The sequence below is a fragment of the Rhizobium sp. L51/94 genome (assembly GCF_019355555.1).
GTDB classification, from domain to species: domain Bacteria; phylum Pseudomonadota; class Alphaproteobacteria; order Rhizobiales; family Rhizobiaceae; genus Rhizobium; species Rhizobium rhododendri.
Map to the genome: position 1 here is coordinate 533794 of NZ_CP072141.1, position 20242 is coordinate 554035.

Below are 20242 nucleotides of genomic sequence, written 5' to 3' on the forward strand. Positions count from 1 at the left end.
GGCGCCGCTCTCTACGTCAGATCGAGACGATATGCCGGCTGCTGATCGTGCCGATCTGCACGGCCGGCGGTCTATCGACCACGCCGGCATCCCTCGGGATGAGCTTGACGCGACGTGGCGCCCCTGGCGCGAGGTGAAACCAGTCGTCCTCGGCCCTGAAACCCTCCGCCTCGATATGGACGGACTGGGCGAACCGCTCGCATTCGAGATCGACGAACCATGCGCCATCCTCAAAGACAACCGCCGCAACGATACCGGGCGCGTGAAAGGCCCTAGCCCTGCCGAGCGGGAAGTGAAAGGCCTCCGCCTGGATCGCGCCTGGTATCTTCGGGTCCGATACCAGCGACCGCAGGCGGGCAACGGTGACATCGTGCGACGGCGGTCCGAAACGAAAGGCATAGGTGGTGTCGAAGAAGGCACCGAACAGATTGGTGCAGGCGATCTCCTGGCTGGAACGGGCATCGAGCGTCAACTCGCGCCGGCCGCTGACGACAACCTGGCGGCCGTCGCGCAGGGCGGAAACCTCGAGTTCCAGCGCAAGCGGCGCAGCAGTCTCGTTGATGACATGCACGGTAAGCCCGTTGGTGCCCTCGTCGGTCATCAGCACCTGCACCGGCCGGAACGCACGGCGCATCGCATACCAGACCGGCTTTGGCTCGCCTGTCGCATCGATCACCCCCCAGCCGGGGCCGGGCAGGAGGTCCTGCAGCGTCCAGACCAGCGCGCCACTGCAGCTCGAGCCCGTGCGCCGCCACTCGCCATAGGTCGCCTCCACCACCTCGCCGGTGGTGGCGCGCGAAAGGTCGAGATAGAGATTGGGGTCCTCGCGGCGCAATCGGGCCGGATCGAAACCGTAGAGTTCCTGCAGATAGTGATCGCGGACATCCTCGAAATCCCAGGAAGCGCTGCGGTCGCGCGGTACACGGGCCTTCCATTGCGGGCTGTGGACGGCGGGAGCGGGCAGATGCGCATCGAGCGTGCGTTGCTGCGGCACATTGGCGAAGGCGAGGCTTTCGGCTGCGAAACGGACATGGGCGCGACGGGCATCGTCGAGCGGCCTGAGATAGGCGCCGACGCCATAGTAATGGGTCACGCCTGTATCGGGCGAGAACGGCATGGCGCCACCGACGGGGGAGTTGGCGACATAGGGCACGTCCGGGCGCCTTGCCTCGGCGACGGCCGGCAGGATCTCCTCCGTTACCGGGTTCATCCAGAACCGCTGCGGCAGTCCCATCATCGCCGCCTGCTGGTACATTTCACTGCCGCCGCAGATGACGGCCAGCGACGGCGACAAGCTGATGGCGTCGAGAAATCCGGCGGCCTCCCTCTCGACATGCGCATGAAATGTCTTGTCGGTTTTCGGATAATCGAAATTGGCGAACATCATGTCCTGCCAGACAAGAATCCCGAGCTCGTCGCAAAGCCCGAAGAACTCCGGCGTCTCATAGACCATCGTGCCGCCGATCCGCACCATGTTCATGCCGGCCTCTGCCGCCAGCCGCAGCCACGGCTCATAGGCGGCACGGTCGCCGGGCAGCCGGACGATATCGGCGCTAGTCCAGACCGCACCCCGGCAAAAAATGCGCTCGCCATTGACGACGAGGGCGAAATCCCGGCCATCGGCACCGCGATCGACTTCGATGCGGCGAAATCCGGTGCGGCCGGCGGTGTGGACCACACCGTCGATGACGAGGGCCACATCGTGGAGATCAGGCCTCCCATGGCTATTCGGCCACCACGGACGGACGGCGGGGATCGTCAGCGTCGCCGCCCAATGGCCTTTGCCATCGCTTTCAAGGTTTTGCTCGGCCCCGGCGCAGGAAAGTACGATGGCGCTGACCTTACCCTCCACCGACAGGGAAACATGCAGCCGCCCCTCGCCGCTCTCGCTGAGTTCAGGTCGCAGGACGAGATCGCGGATAGCGACGGGCCCCGGCCGCAGCAGCGATATCGGCCGCCAGGGGCCGACGGCATGAATCTCGGGGCACCAGCCCGGCATATGGCCGAGCAGCGTCGTGCGGACCATGCGCAGCCCCTGCGGCACGATCATCTGTGGCCGCCAGCGGGCGCGTGGACCGGGCTCTGCAAGCCTTGGCGCCAGCGCCCGAAAACATAAGCCCAGCTCGTCGCCGCCGAGCAAGGTGACCGGCAGGTCATGGCTTTCGAACATGCTCTCGCTGGGCAGAAGCATGACGCCGTTGAGGAAGACCTCGCAGAGTGTCGCAAGACCGGCAAGGCGTAGCACGGCATCGCCAGGCGCTGCGTCGACCAGCCGGCAGAAATACCAAGCATCACGATCGTTCAGTGGTTCCGGATGCTCGCGGTCGAAGAGGCCCGCCTTCTCCAGCGCTTCTGCGACGGTGCCGGGCACCGTGGCCGGGATGAAGGCTGCACCCAACGACACGTCGGCGGGCGTCTGCCATTCGCCGGGAGCGGTGAGGACAAGGGTCCAGCCCTCGCCCAGCAGCGTCTCCTCAGCGCCGATGCCTGCCAAACGCCCCTCGATTGCCATTGCCCGTTTCAGACCTGTCGTTCCAGAAGCCCGACCATGGCATCCCATGCATCCGCCACCGGATCAAGCGCCGTCTGCAGCGGCTCGAATTTCCGCCGCGTCACCGCCCGGGCGATCTGGAACTGCACCGATTTTGCAGCCTCGGATAGCCGCCGGGCTTGCGCACTTGCAGCCGCGAATTCCGGCGACATCCAGTCGAGATGGCTGCCGGCGAGTTCGAAATTTGCGCCAACCTGACGCAGCGTGTTGAAAGCATATTTGTGGAACACGCCGAACGGCCTCTCGGAAATCGCCTCGACCTGGGCGGCAAACACCGTCGCAAAGGCGCGGATCGGGTTGTCGCGCGGGCGCCGGGCAAAATGGGCTCCCAGCAGGCGACGGGCCGTCCGGCGGATTTCAGCTTCGGCCGGCGGCTGCAGCGGCAATTTAGCGAATTCCGTATAGGGCAGGAACGGCGGCGCACCTTCCGGCAGGTGTCGCTGGAAAACGCCATAGAAGTCCTCGCCGGAGAGCCGGAAAAAGCCGCCATTGTGGAAATAATCGAGTTCGCGGGCAACCGGGTCTAGCCTGTTGATCGCCACCGTCGTCTTGCCGTGCTCGGTACGGTAGGCGACGCCTTGCGTATCCGGCATATAGAACGAATCCATCTCGACGAGGCAAAGCCGCCCGCGCGCGATCTGCACCGCCAGATGCCGTTCGACGTCGTCGTAGATGGCAAGTTCGGTGCAGCGGATGCCATAGAGCGCCTCGAGGTCCTCCAGCGGCACCTTGAAGAAGGTGAACTGGTCGCCCTCGAAATCCTGCCCCATGGTGAAGCCGAGCATCGCCTCTGGCGGCAGGCCGAGCGTGTTCAGCACCTCGATCCACAGATCGATATAGCAGTTGGTTTCCGGCCACATCCGTTCGCTGTCGTGCAGCCGGTGGCGGGAATAGCCGGCAGGATCGAGCCCGGGAAATACTGACGGCATCCCGGCGATCAGCCCCACAGGACGTCGCGCACCGGCGCCGGCCAGGCTTTTACGTCGAGCCCGTGATGGTGGAACAGCGCCAGCGCAATCCGCTCGAGCCCGAAGCCGACGCAGGCCGTATGCGCGACCTTGCCGTCGGCAAGGTTGAGGCCCCATTTGGTGCCGAACGAATCCTGGTGATAGTTGAAGCTCATGCAGGCCGTCGGATTGGCGGTCGAGGTGATCGGGATCAGCAATTCGAACTTCAGGTTCTGGTCGCGCTGGTTGTTGACCATCATTTTGCCTGCGCGGCCGAAGAACGGGTCATTGGCGACATCGATGACGACCTCGAGACCGACCGACTTCATCATCTCGACGCCACGATCCATCCAGCTCTGGCGGAAATCCGTGACATGCTGCTCGGTGCCCATGCAGACATATTCGCGCATGCGAAAAAGCTGCTGGCGGGCGGGATCCTGTGACGGTTCATGGCGGAAGCAATAGGACTGCAGGTCGAACAGCGCGCCCTTCGCCGGCAGGTTGCCGCGCCGGGCCACCGTCGGATAGAGCGGATAGCAGGCGGCGGGCGTCAGCACGATCTCGGTTGCTTCCTGACCCTTGGTCCAGTCGTCGCCAACCTCCATGCACTTTAGCAGGTTCATATGGTCCATCTCGCCGCCGCAGAAGCTGTGGACCGTGCCGGCCAGCTGCGGAAAGCTCTTCATGTAGCCGCTCTTTTCAAAGATCGCGCGGTTCATGCCGGGCGGGAAGCGCATCGCCTCCGCACCGTCGTCACCGCCGAACCTGTCGATCAACCGCTCGAAGGCAGCGATGACGTCTTCAAACTGGCCGCTGCGGCCATAGAGGCCATCGACACCGGTGTCGATCAGGAGGCCTGATTCGAAGAGCCGATCGAGAAAAGAAACCTGCATGTCCATGGCGATTACCCCAGCAAATTGGTGTCTTGTTTGTGGACCAGCAGCATCGTCGATGTGTTGGCAAGGATGCGGTCGTTCGAGATCATCAGCTGCGCCGAGTGCGCGTCGCGCAGGTGGCGGCCGAGGCTGTAGGGCGTACCGTTCTTGTAGCCCATGATGCCGCAGATCAGCATGGCGTGGTTGATGATCGGCAGGATCGCCTCTGAGGAGACGATCTTGACGTTGTTCATCGCCACCGCGAAAGCCATGGAAGACAGGCGGTCGGCATCGAGCTTGGCCTCTTCGTAGACTTTCAGCGCAGCGACGACGTTCGACTTGACCATCTGTAGCTGGCCGGAGACCTCTGCCAGACGCAGCGCGCCGGGCGGAGGCGTGCCGGGTGACTTCCGGGCCGCAGCGCGCACGAAAGCCTGGGCACGGGCCACCGCATCGGCGGCGATCCCGTACCAGAGAGCGCTCCACAAGAGGTGTGAGGTGGCAAGCATGGACTGCGCGGCAATCTCGGCAAACGGTTTCGGCAGGATCTGGACGGCCGGCGCTTCTCCCTTGAATAGGAAGCCATCGGAGCAGGTGCCGCGCATCCCGAGCGTATCCCAAACGGAGGTTCTGTCGAGCGTGTACTGGTCCTTCAGGAAGGCCGTCAGCACCTGGTCGGAGGGTGCCGCATCGGCGTGAGCGCGCGATGTAATGAGGATGGCGTCGGCATAGGCGCCGTAGGAAATGACGGTGGTGTCCTTCTCGAGGAAGCAGCTGTCGCCCTCGACGCGGATGGCGCAAATGCTGTTGCGCATGTTGCCGCCGATGCCGCCTTCGGTCGTGGCAGACGCCAGCAGCAGCTGGTCACGGGCGATACGGCGCATAAAATCGCGATGCCAGTCGCTGCCTTCGCCGTGCTCGACCAGGCTCGACAGCTTGATCTGGTGCATGGCGAAAATCATCGCGGTGGCCGCGCAGGCTTGTCCGAGCACGGTGCACAGCGCGGCGATTTCAGTGATTGTCGCGCTTTCCCCGCCGAGTTCGGTCGGGATCTGGATCGACAGCAGGCGTTCGGCCTTCAGGGCTGTGACGGCCTCGCGCGGAAACCGCGATTCGCAGTCGACGGCATCGGCGTGTGCTGCAGCAATTGCCGCGACGCGGGCGATGCGGGCATTGAGATTGTCCTTCGCTATCGCCACCGCCACGCTCATCAGGCCACCTTTCTGGAGCCGAGGATCGCATCCACCGTGCTGGTGATGGCGCTGATGCTGGCAAAGGATTTACGGTTCAGCAGGTTGTCCGGAAACTCCATGTCGAACGCCTCTTCGAGCCCGAGCATAAGCTGCACGGATGCGAAGGAGGAAAGGCCTGCCGCATAGAGATCGGCGTCGTCGGCAATGCTGTCGACGGGCACTGGAAGGCCCCCGAGCTTGGTGAGCAAACCACGGATTGTCTCGTTCATCCAATCGTCTCCAGGTGTTTTTAGCGGTCGTACCGCCTTATCTGAGGTTGTTTTAGGCGCAAAATTCCAACATACCGCTAAGCCTTCTGGTTAAGGAAAGATGAGCGTTCGCCGGCCATTGTTCATGATCCGGACAGAATGTAATCCGCCGACACGCTAATAATATCGGGGGTTGCTTCTCTTAGCGCGGATTGGACCGGGTAGGTAGAGCAACGCTCCTGGATGCGTCCGGAAAATGTGAAGAAGATAAATTTTCGTGAGTCGTCGCGGGATCGCGCCTAGTCAGGCTTACCGCTGCCGGATGGCGGCGGGTAATCGTGCCATTCGCCTCGGAAATCGGAAACCGAATAGCAACCCTCGCCGACATCGCGGATGGCACGCTCGCCGATGACCGCTTTGCCGTAGCCGCCGGGAATATCGAGGATATAGGCCGGCTGGCAGAGACCGGACAAGCGACCGCGCAACTCGGCCACAAGGCGCTGGCCCTCGGCGATGGTCAACCGGAAATGGCTGGTGCCGGGCGCGAGATCGGGATGGTGCAGATAGTAGGGTTTGATCCGCGTTTCCACGAAGGCGCGCATCAGCGCCGCCAGTACCAGGGGATCGTCGTTGACCCCTTTTAAAAGTACGGACTGGCTGACCATGACGATGCCGGCATCGACAAGACGGGCACAGGCGGCGCGTGCGTCCGCCGTCAGTTCGCGCGGGTGGTTGGCATGCAACGCCACATAGACCGTCTTGCCGCTCGCCTTCAGCGCGGCCACAAGCGCTGCGTCGATCTTCTGCGGATCGACGACTGGAACGCGGGTGTGGAAGCGGACGATCTTGACGTGATCGATGGCAGCAAGCCCGGCCAGCAGTTCTTCGAGACGCCGGGGCGACAGAACCAGCGGATCGCCGCCGGTGAGGATCACCTCCCAGATCTCCGGATGGGCGCGGATATAGTCGAAAGCGGCATCGAGTTCGCCGGCATCCAGCGTACCCATACCCTGCGGACCGACCATCTCGCGGCGAAAGCAGAATCGGCAATAGACGGGGCAGACATGCACCGCCTTTAGCAGCACACGGTCGGGATAGCGATGGACGATGCCTGTGACCGGGCTGTGGGCCGCATCGCCGATGGGATCGGCACGCTCTTCCGGCGTCACCACCAGCTCTGCCATATCGGGCACGAATTGCCGGGCGATCGGATCATCGGGATCGGTGCGGTCAATCAGTGCGGCAATGGCAGGCGTCAGCGCGATGGCATAACGTTCCGCGACCGCTTCCAGCGACGCCGCGTTTTGCCCATCGACAAGCGATGCCCGCTGGAGATCGTCGACTGTCCTGATCGATCGAATGACGTTCATCTTCCGAACTCCGCAACGGGCGCCCAAAGCACCTGCTCGATGCGGGATGCTCCGGTAGCCAGCATCACCAGCCGGTCGAAACCGAGGGCGATGCCGCTTGCCTCGGGCATGATGGCAAGCGCGTCGAGAAAATCCTCGTCGAGCGGATAGGTTTCGCCGTAGACCCGCGCCTTTTCCGCCATCTCGATCTCGAACCGCCGCCGCTGTTCGACGGCATTGGTGAGTTCGCCGAAGCCATTGGCAAGCTCGACGCCGCAGGCATAGAGTTCGAAGCGCTCGGCGACACGCGGATCCCGCGCCGAGGGCCTGGCAAGAGCGGCCTCGGAGACCGGATATTCGTCAAGGATCGTCGGTCGGCCAAAACCGAGATGCGGTTCGATCTTTTCCACCAGCACCCGGCTGAACATATCCGCCCAGCCATCGTCGCCGGCAACACGCATGCCGAGGCGGTTCATTTCCGCAGCAAGGCAGTCGCGGTCCGTCTGTCCGTCGGCGGCAACCGAGGACAAGAGGTCGATGCCGGCATGCTGCAGGAAGGCCGCCGCAACGCTGATCCGCTCCGGCTCGGCAAAGGGATCGCACTCGGCACCCCGGAACGCCAGCCGCGCAGCCCCCGCGGTTTTCGCCGCCAGTCGCATTATATCGACGCAGTCAGCCATCAGCTGCTCGTAGCCTTCGCCGACCCTGTACCATTCGAGCATGGTGAACTCCGGATGGTGCAAGGGCCCGCGCTCACGGTTGCGATAGACATGGGCAAAGCATGCAATACGTTGTTCGCCCGCGGCCAGCAGCTTCTTGCAGGCAAATTCCGGCGACGTGTGCAGGTAGAAGGGTGCCGCCTGACCGTCGGTCGTCAGGGCTTCTGTAGCGAAAGCATGCAGATGTGCCTCGTTGCCGGGCGATATCTGAAGGGTTGCCGTATCAACCTCGAGGAAGTCGCCGGCTGAAAAAAAACTGCGCAGCGCCGCCTGGATCGCATTGCGGCCGATAAGAAAAGGCCGTCGATCCGCATGGACGCCGGGCGTCCACCAGGGAGATGCTTTTGTCAGGCTGGCGTTCATTCCGCGCTTTCTTTTATAGGATGAGCCGCGACGGGGTGGCTATTTCCACCATTTTAGGTTAGTTGCGCCCCCAAGAAAACATTGCTGCATCAGGGAAACGGGCTCGGTCCGTCCTCTACGATGCAAAAAGCTGCGTTACAAGGAAGTCTTATGGTCAAGGTTATCGCCTCTTCGATCCGCAAGGGCAATGTGCTCGACGTCGACGGCAAGCTCTACGTCGTGCTGACGGCCGCCAATTTCCACCCCGGCAAAGGCACGCCGGTCACCCAGATCGATATGCGCCGGATTTCGGATGGCACGAAGGTTTCCGAGCGCTGGCGCACGACCGAACAAGTCGAGCGCGCCTTCGTCGAGGACGTCAACCATCAGTACCTTTACGAAGACAGCGACGGGTTCCACTTCATGAACCCGCAAAACTACGACCAGGTTACCGTCGATGCCGAAACCATGGGCGACGACAAGGCCTACCTGCAGGAAGGCATGACCTGCATCCTGTCGATGCATGAAGGTATCGCGCTTGCCATCCAGATGCCACGCACTGTGACGCTTGAAATCATGGAGACTGAGCCGGTCGTCAAGGGCCAGACGGCGTCGTCCTCCTACAAGCCAGCCATGCTGTCGAATGGCGTTCGCACCATGGTGCCGCCGCATGTCAATGCCGGCACCCGCGTCGTCATCATGACCGAAGACAATTCCTACGTCGAACGCGCCAAGGACTGATCCCGGACCTGGCACTCCATCTCGATAAAAGGCCCCGAACGCGTGGATTGCGCGTCGGGGCCTTTTTCGTATCCGGGCGAAGTTGTTCAGGCGGGCCGCACCGTCTCCTTGCGGACAATGGGGCGCCGTGCCGGGTTTTGTCCGCGAGCAGCACCCGAGACAGGCTTTGCAGGCGGCGCTGTCGGGTCCGGCGGAACCAGGGCCTGCAGATGCAATACCCGCGGCGACATGAGTTCAAGATAAGCCTCTGAACGGCCGATATAGATCATCGTCGTATCCTTGAGTTCGCCCAGAAGCGCAACCAGGCGCTTCTGGATATCCGGCTCCAGGCCTTCGAGCGTTTCGTCGAGGATCAGCCAGCGCGGCTTGGCGAGCAGGGCATGGGCAAAGCCGACGGCCTTCTGTTCGTCGGTATCGAGCATACGATCCCAGCGGGCGTTCGTATCGAGCTTGCCTTTCAGCCTGCCGAGACCAGCTTTTTCAATCGCCATTTCGAGGTCGGAATCCGGGTAGGCATCGCGTGCCTCGGGGAATGTCATGGCCTCGCGCAGCGTTCCGCTCGGGACATAGGCGGTGTGCGGCATGAACAGCATGTCTTCCGGCGGCGGCAGGTCGATCTCGCCCTTGCCGCAATGCCATTCGCCGGCTAGCGCCTGGAACAACAGCTTGCGGTTCACGCCGTGATCGCCGTTGATCATGATGTGCTCGCCGGCGGTGATCGTCACCGTGCCCTCGCGGATCCGAAAACCGTTCTCGACGATCTCGTCGGACATCTTGGTCGAGACCTCGAGATCCTTCAGCACCATCATGCCAGGCGCAGCGCGGGCGACGTCGATCATGTTGGGCAGGTGATCCTCGATATCCATCTCGACGACCGCCTCGCGAAAATCGGTAACGCGCATCAGCGTCGCGCGCCACTCGGCGATCGGCCCGAAATTGGCGACATACCAGCGCAGTGCCGTGTTCACCTGGTTGAAGGCGCCAACCACCATCATCAGCTGGCCGATGCTGAGGCCGCCCGAGAAGTAGGCTGGCGCCGCCACCAGGATTGGAATGACCAGCACCATCCAGCCGTAGCTCGCCGACACCCAGGTAAGATTGGTGTTGGCGATGGCCAGCTTACGGATAACGCCGAGCACCGAGGAAATATCGCCGTTGATGCGGCGGCGCTCGTTTTCCTGTCCGCCGGCAATGGTGATCGACGGCATGTACTCGTTGGCGTGCATCAGCGCGAAACGCAGTTCGGCCTCCTTGGAGTAGCGGTCGGCATTGAGCCGCACCAGCTTGCCGCCGACGAACTGGCTGAGGAAAGAAGCCGAGGCGGCATAGATAATCGCCGCCCATACCATGTATCCCGGAATGGAAAAGCTGCTGCCGCGAAAATGGAATATGAAGCCGCTCGACAGCTCCCAGAGCACGCCGATGAAGCTGATCAGCAGGATCGTCGACTGGACGAGGCCGATCGCAAGGCCCGTGGTGCTTTCTGCAAGGTTGCGGGCATCCTCATGGAGACGCTGGTCCGGATTGACGCCGATCAGACCAGACGACGCCAGCCGCAGGGCGCGCTTGCCCTTCAGCCACTGATCGACCAGGTCGCGCGCCAGGCCCTCGCGCATGTAGAGCGCCGCCATCTGGTTGAGCCAGGCCTGGATGACGTTGAGCACCAGCAGCGAGCCGGCGATCATGCCGAAGACACCAAGCTGTTTCACGAATTCGTTAAGGTCGCGTCGTGCCAGCGAATCGTAGAATGGCGCATTCCACTCGTTCAAGAGAACCTGCACATAAGCCGTCACGAGAATGATGACGAACAGCGATACCACGAGCGATATGAGCCTGACGCGCACGGGCGAATGCCAGAACGCCGAAAGCATCATCCTCAACCTGTACAGCACACTCAAGTCGTATCCGACGCGCGCATCGCCCTGGACGCTGGGCTTCTCTGTAGTATCAACGGCCATCAAAAAATCCTGATCCTCATCCCTCAGATAGTCATGGCCATCGCACATGTCCATCCATGCGAGCCCGAAGCGCGTAGCGCCAGCGATCCCTGGCCTGGAACCGCCCTCCTCGCCATCAGCTTGCGCTTCAAACCTTATGAAAGCCTTATACGCCCGAATGCCGCTGCAGGTTCACCACGCCGCGCCGCGCATTTACCAACCGGCGATTGATGTTGATTCGAAACCTGTCCAGCGCTATTTAACATCGCGTGGTGATTTGGCCGGCCGGCTTGCAGCCACGTTAAACAAGTCGCTAAATCAGGGCCGCATGCGGACCGGTAGCGATTCGTTTTTTCGCCGCCGGTTTAGTTGATCGAGTAACGCGCATGCCCATTAAGATCCCCGATACACTGCCCGCCTTCGATACCCTCGTCAAAGAGGGCGTGCGGGTGATGACAGAGACGATGGCCGTCCGTCAGGATATCCGTCCGCTGCAGATCGGGCTGCTCAACCTGATGCCCAACAAGATCAAGACCGAAATACAGATGGCGCGCCTCGTCGGCGCCTCGCCGCTGCAGGTCGAGTTCTCGCTGATCCGCATCGGTGGGCACAAGGCGAAGAACACTTCCGAGGAGCATCTCCTGTCGTTCTACGAGACCTGGGAGGAGATCAGGCATCGCAAGTTCGACGGCTTCATCATCACCGGTGCGCCGATCGAGTTGCTCGACTTCGAGGAAGTCACCTACTGGGACGAAATGCGCCAGATCCTCGACTGGACGACCACCAACGTTCATTCGACGCTGAACGTCTGCTGGGGTGCGATGGCGGCGATCTACCATTTTCACGGCGTGCCGAAGCACCTGCTGAAGGAAAAGGCGTTCGGTGTCTACCGGCACCAGAACCTGAACCCGTCCTCGGTCTATCTCAACGGCTTTTCCGACGACTTCGGCGTGCCCGTGTCGCGCTGGACCGAAGTCCGCCGCAAGGATGTCGAAACCGTCCCTGGCTTGGAAATCCTGATGGAATCGCCGGAAATGGGCATTTGCCTTGTGCACGAGAAGACAGCAAGGCGGCTCTACATGTTCAACCACGTCGAATACGATTCGACGTCGCTGGCAGACGAATATTTCCGCGACGTCGATGCCGGCATCCCGATCAAGATGCCGCACGACTATTTCCCGCACAACGATCCGTCCCTGACGCCGCCCAACCGCTGGCGCAGCCACGCTCATCTGTTCGTCGGCAACTGGATCAACGAGATATACCAGACGACACCTTACGACATGGCCGACATCGGCTTGCAGAAATAGTCACGTCCCCGGGACGGAGGTCTGATTCCGCCGGCAGGCGGGTTGCGGATAGCGGCGAATGGAGGCAGGGTCGGCGCCTCGCATTAGAGACGAATGGGATGAGGACATGACGGACAGCACTTTGCAGCGCGAAGTTTTCGGCAAGACTGCGGCCGGCGAGACGGTACACCGCGTCAAGATTACAGGCGGCGGGCTGACTGCCCATGTCATCAGCTGGGGAGCGGTGATCCAGGACCTCCGGCTTGAAAACCACGCGCCGGCCCTGACGCTTGGCTTCGACAACTTCGAAAGCTACGAAAAGCACTCCGCCTATTTCGGCGCAACGCCCGGCCGCTGCGCCAACCGAATCGCCGACGGCAGGTTCACGCTCGACGGCAAGACGTACCAGCTGGACCTGAACGAGAACGGCGTAACCCATCTGCACGGCGGCTTCGACAATATCGCCCTGCGCAACTGGACGATCGTCGAGCATGCCGCCGACCGCGTCGTCCTCAAGATCGTAGATCCCGATGGCCGCAGCGGCTATCCCGGCAACTGCACGATCCAGGCTACCTACTGGGTCCACGGCAATGGTGAGCTATCGGTAATCTACGAGACCACGACAGACCAGCCGACCATTGCCAATGTCTGCCAGCACGCCTACTTCAATCTCGACGGCCGCGACGATGCGCTCGACCACGACATCATGATCGCAGCCGACCACTACCTGCCGACCGATGCGCGGCAGATCCCGACCGGCGAGATCGCTCCCGTCGCCGGCACGCCCTTCGACCTGAGAGAAATGGGCCCGATGAAGCGCTTCGTCGACGGTGAACAGGTACTATACGACCACAATTTCTGTTTATCGCAGGAGCGCACGGCCAAGCGCGCCGTTGTTCTCGCCCGCAGCATCAATTCCGGCGTAACGCTCGAAGTGCGTACGACGGAACCGGGCGTCCAACTCTACGCCGGCTTCAAGCTCGACGTCCCCGTCCCCGGCATTGACGGCAAGATGATGGGTCCGTTCGCCGGTTTCTGCCTGGAGACGCAGATCTGGCCCGACGCCATCAACCAGCCGGGCTTTTCCTCCGCTTCGCTCCATCCCGGCGAAGTCCTGCGCCAGGAAACGGACTACATTTTCACGAAGAACTGAGCGCGCAGCCTTCGCTGGTCGCAGGCTAAGCGACCAGCGCCCAAGAGATACCTTGCAAAGTGGTCCTACATAGGTTCTAATCCGAACCCATGGATAGAACCAGTTTGATTTCCGAACTGAATGGGCGCGGCTTGCGGGATGCGGCAGCGAGCGGGCCGCTTTACAGGCGTTTGGCGATAGCGCTGACCGGGCTTATTCAAGAAGGACTGTTGAAACCGGGCACTGCATTGCCGGCCGAGCGCGATCTCGCCGAAGGACTGCAGCTCGGCCGTGTCACCGTGCGCACCGCCTATCGCGACCTGCTGACGGCAGGCACTCTGGAGTCGCGGCACGGCAGCGGTACTTTCGTCTCCCAGAAGGTCGAGCGGATGGAACAGTCGCTCTGGCGCCTCTCCTCCTTCTCCGCCGATATGCGCTCGCGCGGTCGCTCGCCGGCGGCAAAAATCCTGTCCCGGAGCGTTTCCATGCCGACGCCCGAGGAGACCTTCCTGCTCGGCCTCGGCGTCGACGAACCGGTGCTGCGGCTCGACCGATTGCGGCTGGCCGACGGACTGCCGCTCGCCATCGAACGCGCCGTCGTCCCGACCCAGTTCCTGGCCGAAGACGCGGCCGGCGAGAGCTCCCTTTACGATGCCCTGACTGCCAACGGGTTCCGCCCGGTTCATGCCCTGCAGCGGCTGACCGCAGTCACCCTCGACCCATCCTCGGCCGCCACGCTTGACGTCAAGCCCGGAGCCCCGGCACTGCTGATCGAGCGCATCTCGCGCCTGGCTGACCAGCGGGTCGTCGAATACACCAGATCGCATTATCGCGGCGACGCCTATGATTTCGTCGCAGAGCTGAAAATTGGAGATGACCTATGACGCAATCCCTGATGCTGACCGAGGCCGGCCAGTCGCCCGATGCCGTGGCGACCTTGCTGGAGAAGGAAAAGCCGGTCTTCGCCGAAATCGCCAAGCTGTTTGCTGTGGCTAGACCCTCCGTCGTCACCACGGCGGCGCGCGGCTCGTCGGACCATGCTGCGACCTTCTTCAAGTATCTGTTCGAGATCTCCTGCGGCGTCCCCGTCGCCTCGATCGGCCCGTCGATCGCCTCGGTCTACAATGCGCCGCTGCATCTGAAGGGTGGCATCCATTTCACCGTGTCGCAGTCCGGCGGCAGCCCCGATATCATCGCCCTGCAGGCCGCCGCCAAGAAGGGCGGAGCAACAACGATCGCCGTCGTCAACGTCACCGACAGCCCACTGGCGCGGCAAGCCGATATCGTCCTCGACCTGCATGCGGGCCCTGAGAAAAGCGTCGCCGCAACGAAATCCTTCATCACCGCCGTCGCTGCCCTGTCGGGCGTTACCGCTGCCGTCTCCGGCAACAGCGCACTGCAGGATGGCCTTTCACGCCTGCCCCAGGCATTGGCAGCCACCGATGGCATCGATAGTGCTGCCGCCGAGGAGGTGCTGTTCGGAGCCAGCTCGCTCTACACCGGCGGTCGTGGTCCGGCCTTCGCCATCGCGCTGGAAGCGGCGCTGAAGGCCAAGGAGACGTCGGGCCTGCACGCCGAGGCCTTCTCGCTCGCCGAATTGATGCACGGCCCGATGCGGCTGGTTCAGCCCGGCTTCCCGGTCGTTGCTTTCGCCCCGGACGACGCCGCGTTTGCCAACAACGCCCAGGCTCTGGAGCGCCTTCAGAAACTCGGCGCCACCGCCGTGTCTTTCTCGACCACCCCGCTGCCGGGTATCAACCTGACAATGCCCTCGACCGGAAACGGCCTCATCGACCCGCTGGTCTCCCTGCTCTGCTACTATCGGATGATCGAGCGAGTGACGCGCCGCAAGGGTTTCGATCCCGACAAGCCGGCTAATCTTCTCAAGGTGACGGAGACGATGTGATGGACTACACGGTCTTTACCGGCGCCCGCATCTTCGACGGCGACCGCTTTCACGACGACAACGCGCTTGTTGTCGGCGATGGCCGGGTGCAGGCGATCACCGCCCGAAATAGCCTGCCGGAGAGCAGTGTGCGTGTGGAACTCGACGGCGGCGTGCTGGCACCGGGCTTCATCGACGCACAGGTGAACGGCGGCGGCGGGCGGCTGCTGAACGAAGATCCGTCGCCGGCCTCGATGTATACCATTGCCGAAGGCCATCGCCGTTATGGCACGACTTCCCTGCTGCCGACGCTGATCACAGACATCGGCGCTGCCACGACCCGGGCGATCGAAGCCGCCATCGAGGCTGTCAAAGCCGACCGGGGTGTCGTCGGCCTGCACCTCGAAGGGCCCCACCTGTCGCCGGCGCGCAGGGGCGCCCACCTGCCGGAACTGATGCGGCCGGTTGAGGACAGCGATGTTACGACCTTCATCCGTGCCCGCGAGGCAATCGGCACGCTGCTGGTCACCATCGCCGCCGAGCAGGTGACGCCCCGCCAGGTGCAGGCGCTGAACGAGGGCGGCGTCATCGTCAGCCTCGGTCATTCCGATTGCGCGGCCGATGTTGCGGACGCCCTTTTCGATGCCGGCGCCCGTGGCGTCACCCATCTCTACAATGCCATGAGCCAGCTAGGCCATCGCAGCCCAGGTCTGGTCGGTGCGGCGCTCGATCATCCCCGTACGTGGTGCGGCATGATTGCCGATGGTCACCATGTCGATCCCCGTGCCTTGCGCGTCGCCCTGCGCGCCAAGCGCGGCGAGGGCAAGCTGTTCTTCGTCACCGATGCCATGTCGCTGGTAGGTTCCGATGCCGACAGCTTCGAGCTGAACGGCCGCACGGTCTACCGCGAGAAGGGCGGCTTCTGCTCGAAGGTGGTACTGGCCGACGGCACGCTGGCCGGCTCCGACGTCGACATGGCCTCGACCGTGCGCTACGGCGTCGGCATGCTGGAACTGCCGCTGGCCGAAGCGCTGCGCATGGCGACTTCCTACCCGGCCCGTTTTCTGCGCCTGACTGACAGGGGTCACTTGTCGCCGGGTGCGCGTGCCGACCTCGTGCACATCAACGATGACATCGAGGCGACCGCCACCTGGATAGCCGGTGCTGCGAAGTCTGTCGGGACAGGCCCGGAGACATCCGTATGACCGCGATCACGGATGCCTATTTCCTGGAGGTGATCGAAAGGCTCGGTGCACTGCGCCAGTCTTTAGCCGAGCCGATGGCAAGGGCTGCTGCCGTTATCTGCGAGGCGGCGCGCAGCGACCACCGCGTTTATCTGTTCGGGACAGGCCACTCTCACATGCTGGCAGAAGAGGTGCATTATCGCGCCGGCGGACTGGCGATTACCGTTCCGGTACTGGTCGGCTCGGCGATGCTGCATGAAGGTGCCGTCATAAGCTCGATCTACGAGCGCACCCCGGGGCTGGTTCGACCGGTGCTGGAACGCTACCGGATGGAGCGTGGCGACGTGCTGGTCATCGCCTCCAATTCGGGCGTCAATGCCGCGCCGACGGAAGCCGCCGACTACGGCCGGGAAATCGGCGCCACCGTCATCGCCATCACATCGCTCGCCTATTCGGCAGCCATCGCCAACGGTCGCAGGCGCCTCGCCGATATCGCAGACATCGTCTTTGATAACGGTCTTCCCCCCGGCGATGCGCTGGTCGATTTGCCCGGCACCGACCTCAAGGTGGGGCCGGCATCGACTGCCATCGGCGCGACACTTCTAAATGCAATTTTTGCTGAAGTTGCTTCACAGCTGTCAGGAGACGGCGATCCGCCGGTCTACCGCAGCGCGAACATGCCGGGAGCGAAGGATATCAACCAGCGCCTAGTAGACATCTACAGGCCGCGAAACCCGCATCTTTGATGATGCCGGCAGGCAACTGACCAGTCGCTCAGGCGGCAAAGACTTCCATGTCACGGGGAACGGCGGCCAGTTGGCCGGTCAGCCGTCCCATTGCGTATTTCAGAGCTTGGGCCACCATTCCAGGCTGCACGGGCTTGCGCAGGACACCGAGGGTTCCCTGAATCCCGCCCGACACGACCTCGGGGTTTGCCGTCATGAAGACGACGGCTATGCCAAATTGCTCCGCCAGCATGCGGCCAATCGCCGGACCGGTTGGCCCGTCGGAAAGATTGACGTCGACGAGGGCGATATCAGCATGGGGTGCCGCCGCCAGCGCCCGCGCCATCGTGTTGGCGATGGCTGCGACCTGCAGTCCATTGCTTTCCACCATGTCTTCGAGATCGAGTGCGATCAGCAACTCGTCTTCGACAATCAGCACTTTCCTGTCCATCGTCATATCCTTGAAGCCAGGTGGGGCGCATCAGGCCAGCACCTGAGGCTTGCAAAAGCAATACACACTGCCTCCACGTACCCCCTTGAATGGTCGGATCAGACGAATGTTCCACGCGGAGACAAGAAATTTTCCTGCTACGGTTTCTTGACCATGAAATTGACGCCTTTGCTGTTCTCAGGAGCCCATCTGCTCGCGAATCGTCTCGAGCTCCAGCCACTCCTCTTCCATTTTCGTCACCTTGCCGCGCAGCTTCTCGACTTCCTTTGCGAGAGCATTGAACGTTGCCGGATCCTTGGAAAACAGCTTGGGGTCAGACATTTTCAGTTCGCGGGCAGCAATTTCAGCCTCCGCCTTGGCGATTTCCTTCGGAATATTTTCAAGCGCATAGGTCTGCTTGAACGACATCTTGGCCTTGCCCTTGACGCCGCCCTGGTTACCGGCGTTCGATCCACCGCCCCGGGCTTTCTCGGCCTTTGCGGCCTTGCGAAGCTCGTCGGCAACGCCCTTGCGCTGTATCAGCATGTCGGAATAACCGCCGGCATATTCGATCCACCGGCCATCGGGCGCGTCAGGATTCATCGGCGCGATGGTCGAGGTAACGGTACGGTCGAGGAAGTCGCGGTCATGGCTGACGAGGATGACGGTGCCGGCAAAGCTGGCAACGGTTTCCTGCAGCAGATCGAGCGTCTCGATGTCGAGGTCGTTGGTCGGTTCGTCGAGGATGAGGAGATTGGTAGGCCGCGACAGGATACGGGCGAGCATCAGGCGAGCGCGTTCGCCGCCCGACAATTTGCGGATCGGCGTGCGTGCCTGTTCCGGCGCGAACAGGAAGTCCTTCATGTAGCCCGTGACGTGGCGCTGCTCGCCATTGACGATCAGGCTTTCGCCACGCCCGTCGGTCAGGTAATGGGCCAGCGTCTCTTCCGGATCGAGGTCTTCGCGTTTCTGGTCAAGCGTGGCGATTTCGAGATTGGTGCCGAGCTTAAGCTTGCCGCTGTCCGGCTTCAGCTGGCCCGTCAACATCTTCAGGAGCGTTGTCTTGCCGGCACCGTTGGGGCCGACGAGGCCGATGCAATCGCCACGATGGACGCGGATCGAGAACGGCGCGACGATCGTCCGCTCGCCATAGGCCTTGGTGATCAGTTCCGCCTCGATCACCAGCTTGCCGGATTCCTGCACGTCGGAAATGTTGGCGTTGACCGAGCCCTGCGGACCCTTGTGGCCGCGATAGTCGGCGCGCATCGTCTGCAGATCGCCGAGGCGGCGCATGTTGCGCTTGCGACGCGCGGTGACGCCGTAGCGCAGCCAGTGCTCTTCGCGCTCGATCTGCTTGCCGAGCTTGTGCTGCTCAAGCTCTTCCTGCTCGAGCACCGTGTCACGCCAGGCCTCGAAGAAACCAAAACCCTTGTCGAGACGACGCGAAGTACCGCGGTCGAGCCAGACGGTGGCTGTCGAGACCTTCTCGAGAAAGCGACGGTCATGCGAGATCACGACGATGGCGCTGCGGGTCTTCTGCAACTCGCCTTCCAGCCACTCGATGGTCGGCAGGTCGAGATGGTTGGTGGGCTCGTCGAGGAGCAGGATGTCCGGTTCCGGCGCCAGCACGCGGGCGAGTGCGGCCCGGCGGGCTTCGCCGCCCGAAAGGCTCTGCGGATCCTCATCACCGGTCAATCCCAGGTGCGAGAGCAGGTAGGTGAGGCGATAGGGATCGTCGCCCGGTGTCAGCCCGGCCTCGGCATAGGCGAGAACAGTCTTGTGGTCGCCGAAATCGGGCGCCTGTTCGAGATAGCGGATCGTTGACGAAGGATGGCGGAAGATTTCGCCGGATTGCGCCTCAACCATGCCGGCGGCGATCTTCAACAGCGTCGACTTGCCGGAGCCGTTGCGACCGACCAGCGAAATCTTGTCGCCGGGCTCCACCTGGAAATTGGCACCAGCCAGAAGCGGAGCGCCGCCGAAGGAGAGAAAGATGTCGTCGAGTTTCAGAATAGGGGGGGCCAAGGGTCAGACTCCGGAAAGGTCATAGGGGCGGGCAAGGACGATGGCCCTGCCGCTCGAAAGGGAAAAGCGCACGATACCCTGCGCAACGTTTGAAATGGTGCGGGAGGCACCGAACGGCAAATGGAAACCGGCAAGCGGATAGCGGGCATTGTCAATCGACAGGCCATCGAGCGCGCTGAAACCGGAAACGGAAAACAGGCTACCGGCGGGAAGGTCTATCTCCATGGCGCCGGCGATCAGCGGCACGGCCTCCTCCTCGCCGGAGGTCAACAGCATCGAGAACCCCTGCTCCGCCAGGCTGACGCCGTAGAGAAGCAAGGCCAGCGCATGGTCGGACCGCTCGCCACCGAGCGCGCCGGCAAGCACCAGGCGACGGGCACCGCGACGGATTGCCTCCTCGATGGCAATCTCGCCATCCGTCTGGGCCTTGGCGGCAGGATAAGGCTGCCGCGGCACATCCGGAAAGGCCTCGCCGAGGTCAGCCGGGCTCGAATCGAAATCGCCGACCCACAGTTCCGGCACCACACCGAGCGCCTGCGCATGGCGCATTCCGCCATCGGCGGCGATGAAGCGACTGCCGGCGACTGCCGCCTGAAGCCGCTCCGTCAGATGCAGCGCCCCGCCAAGCAGGATCGTGAAGGTGGATGAACTCATGGGCCAAGCCCATAGC

At 62.7% G+C, this 20242-nt stretch carries 18 protein-coding genes and 1 riboswitch; of the genes, 7 read left to right on the top strand and 11 right to left on the bottom strand.

What is annotated here, in order from left to right; all coding sequences use genetic code 11:
- Positions 1-16 precede the first annotated feature (16 nt).
- From J5274_RS02655 to epmA, 7 genes are all read right to left on the bottom strand, one after another.
- A complete protein-coding gene (locus J5274_RS02655) occupies positions 17-2506 on the bottom strand; it encodes a glycoside hydrolase family 2 protein (protein ID WP_142824856.1) in 2490 nt (829 codons plus the stop codon).
- Between the two features lie 14 nt (positions 2507-2520).
- Entirely contained in the window at positions 2521-3480 is a 960-nt protein-coding gene (locus tag J5274_RS02660) for a DUF1839 family protein (RefSeq protein WP_219274745.1), read from the bottom strand.
- A gap of 8 nt (positions 3481-3488) precedes the next feature.
- Positions 3489-4397 (bottom strand): amino acid--[acyl-carrier-protein] ligase, encoded by a 909-nt coding sequence (locus J5274_RS02665; protein WP_142824629.1) that lies wholly within the window; start codon positions 4395-4397, stop codon positions 3489-3491.
- A gap of 5 nt (positions 4398-4402) precedes the next feature.
- Positions 4403-5584: an acyl-CoA dehydrogenase family protein gene (locus J5274_RS02670; protein WP_142824628.1), complete on the bottom strand. Its 1182-nt coding sequence runs from the start codon at positions 5582-5584 to the stop codon at positions 4403-4405.
- Positions 5584-5835, bottom strand: a complete 252-nt coding sequence (locus J5274_RS02675) for an acyl carrier protein (RefSeq protein WP_111219575.1) — start codon at positions 5833-5835, stop codon at positions 5584-5586. Before J5274_RS02675 ends, J5274_RS02670 begins: the two co-directional genes overlap by 1 nt.
- 278 nt (positions 5836-6113) lie before the next feature.
- Positions 6114-7184: a lysine-2,3-aminomutase-like protein gene (locus tag J5274_RS02680; protein ID WP_142824627.1), complete on the bottom strand. Its 1071-nt coding sequence runs from the start codon at positions 7182-7184 to the stop codon at positions 6114-6116.
- Positions 7181-8245 carry an EF-P lysine aminoacylase EpmA gene (gene epmA / locus J5274_RS02685; protein ID WP_142824626.1) on the bottom strand — a complete coding sequence of 355 codons (1065 nt, stop codon included), beginning with the start codon at positions 8243-8245 and terminating at the stop codon, positions 7181-7183. Before epmA ends, J5274_RS02680 begins: the two co-directional genes overlap by 4 nt.
- A gap of 150 nt (positions 8246-8395) precedes the next feature.
- Here epmA and efp point away from each other — a divergent pair, with 150 nt between their 5' ends.
- The gene (efp, locus tag J5274_RS02690; protein WP_142824625.1) at positions 8396-8965 is read left to right on the top strand and encodes an elongation factor P; all 570 of its coding nucleotides are present in this window, start codon (positions 8396-8398) and stop codon (positions 8963-8965) included.
- A gap of 86 nt (positions 8966-9051) precedes the next feature.
- Here efp and J5274_RS02695 read toward each other — a convergent pair whose 3' ends face one another.
- Positions 9052-10923: an ABC transporter ATP-binding protein/permease gene (locus J5274_RS02695; protein ID WP_142824624.1), complete on the bottom strand. Its 1872-nt coding sequence runs from the start codon at positions 10921-10923 to the stop codon at positions 9052-9054.
- Between the two features lie 238 nt (positions 10924-11161).
- Positions 11162-11242: riboswitch (SAM riboswitch) on the top strand.
- A gap of 46 nt (positions 11243-11288) precedes the next feature.
- Between J5274_RS02695 and metA the strand changes: the two genes are divergently transcribed.
- The 6 genes from metA to J5274_RS02725 all read left to right on the top strand — a co-directional run bounded on the left by metA (position 11289) and on the right by J5274_RS02725 (position 17138).
- Positions 11289-12212, top strand: a complete 924-nt coding sequence (gene metA / locus J5274_RS02700; protein WP_142824623.1) for a homoserine O-succinyltransferase — start codon at positions 11289-11291, stop codon at positions 12210-12212.
- Between the two features lie 106 nt (positions 12213-12318).
- Positions 12319-13344 (top strand): aldose epimerase family protein, encoded by a 1026-nt coding sequence (locus J5274_RS02705; RefSeq protein ID WP_142828773.1) that lies wholly within the window; start codon positions 12319-12321, stop codon positions 13342-13344.
- A gap of 89 nt (positions 13345-13433) precedes the next feature.
- Positions 13434-14207, top strand: coding sequence for a GntR family transcriptional regulator (locus J5274_RS02710; protein ID WP_142824621.1), 774 nt, complete (start codon positions 13434-13436; stop codon positions 14205-14207).
- Positions 14204-15229, top strand: coding sequence for an SIS domain-containing protein (locus J5274_RS02715; protein WP_142824620.1), 1026 nt, complete (start codon positions 14204-14206; stop codon positions 15227-15229). Before J5274_RS02710 ends, J5274_RS02715 begins: the two co-directional genes overlap by 4 nt.
- Positions 15229-16413 carry an N-acetylglucosamine-6-phosphate deacetylase gene (gene nagA / locus J5274_RS02720; protein ID WP_142824619.1) on the top strand — a complete coding sequence of 395 codons (1185 nt, stop codon included), beginning with the start codon at positions 15229-15231 and terminating at the stop codon, positions 16411-16413. Before J5274_RS02715 ends, nagA begins: the two co-directional genes overlap by 1 nt.
- Positions 16410-17138, top strand: a complete 729-nt coding sequence (locus tag J5274_RS02725; protein WP_142824618.1) for an SIS domain-containing protein — start codon at positions 16410-16412, stop codon at positions 17136-17138. The genes nagA and J5274_RS02725 overlap by 4 nt, the downstream gene beginning before the upstream one ends.
- 28 nt (positions 17139-17166) lie before the next feature.
- Here J5274_RS02725 and J5274_RS02730 read toward each other — a convergent pair whose 3' ends face one another.
- The 3 genes from J5274_RS02730 to J5274_RS02740 form a co-directional block, all read right to left on the bottom strand.
- Positions 17167-17568: a response regulator gene (locus tag J5274_RS02730; protein ID WP_142824617.1), complete on the bottom strand. Its 402-nt coding sequence runs from the start codon at positions 17566-17568 to the stop codon at positions 17167-17169.
- 177 nt (positions 17569-17745) lie between these two features.
- Entirely contained in the window at positions 17746-19572 is a 1827-nt protein-coding gene (locus J5274_RS02735; RefSeq protein ID WP_209187646.1) for an ABC-F family ATP-binding cassette domain-containing protein, read from the bottom strand.
- Positions 19573-19575: 3 nt separating this feature from the next.
- Complete coding sequence (locus J5274_RS02740; protein WP_142824615.1) at positions 19576-20226, bottom strand: thiamine diphosphokinase; 651 nt, start codon at positions 20224-20226, stop codon at positions 19576-19578.
- Between the last annotated feature and the right edge of the window lie 16 nt (positions 20227-20242).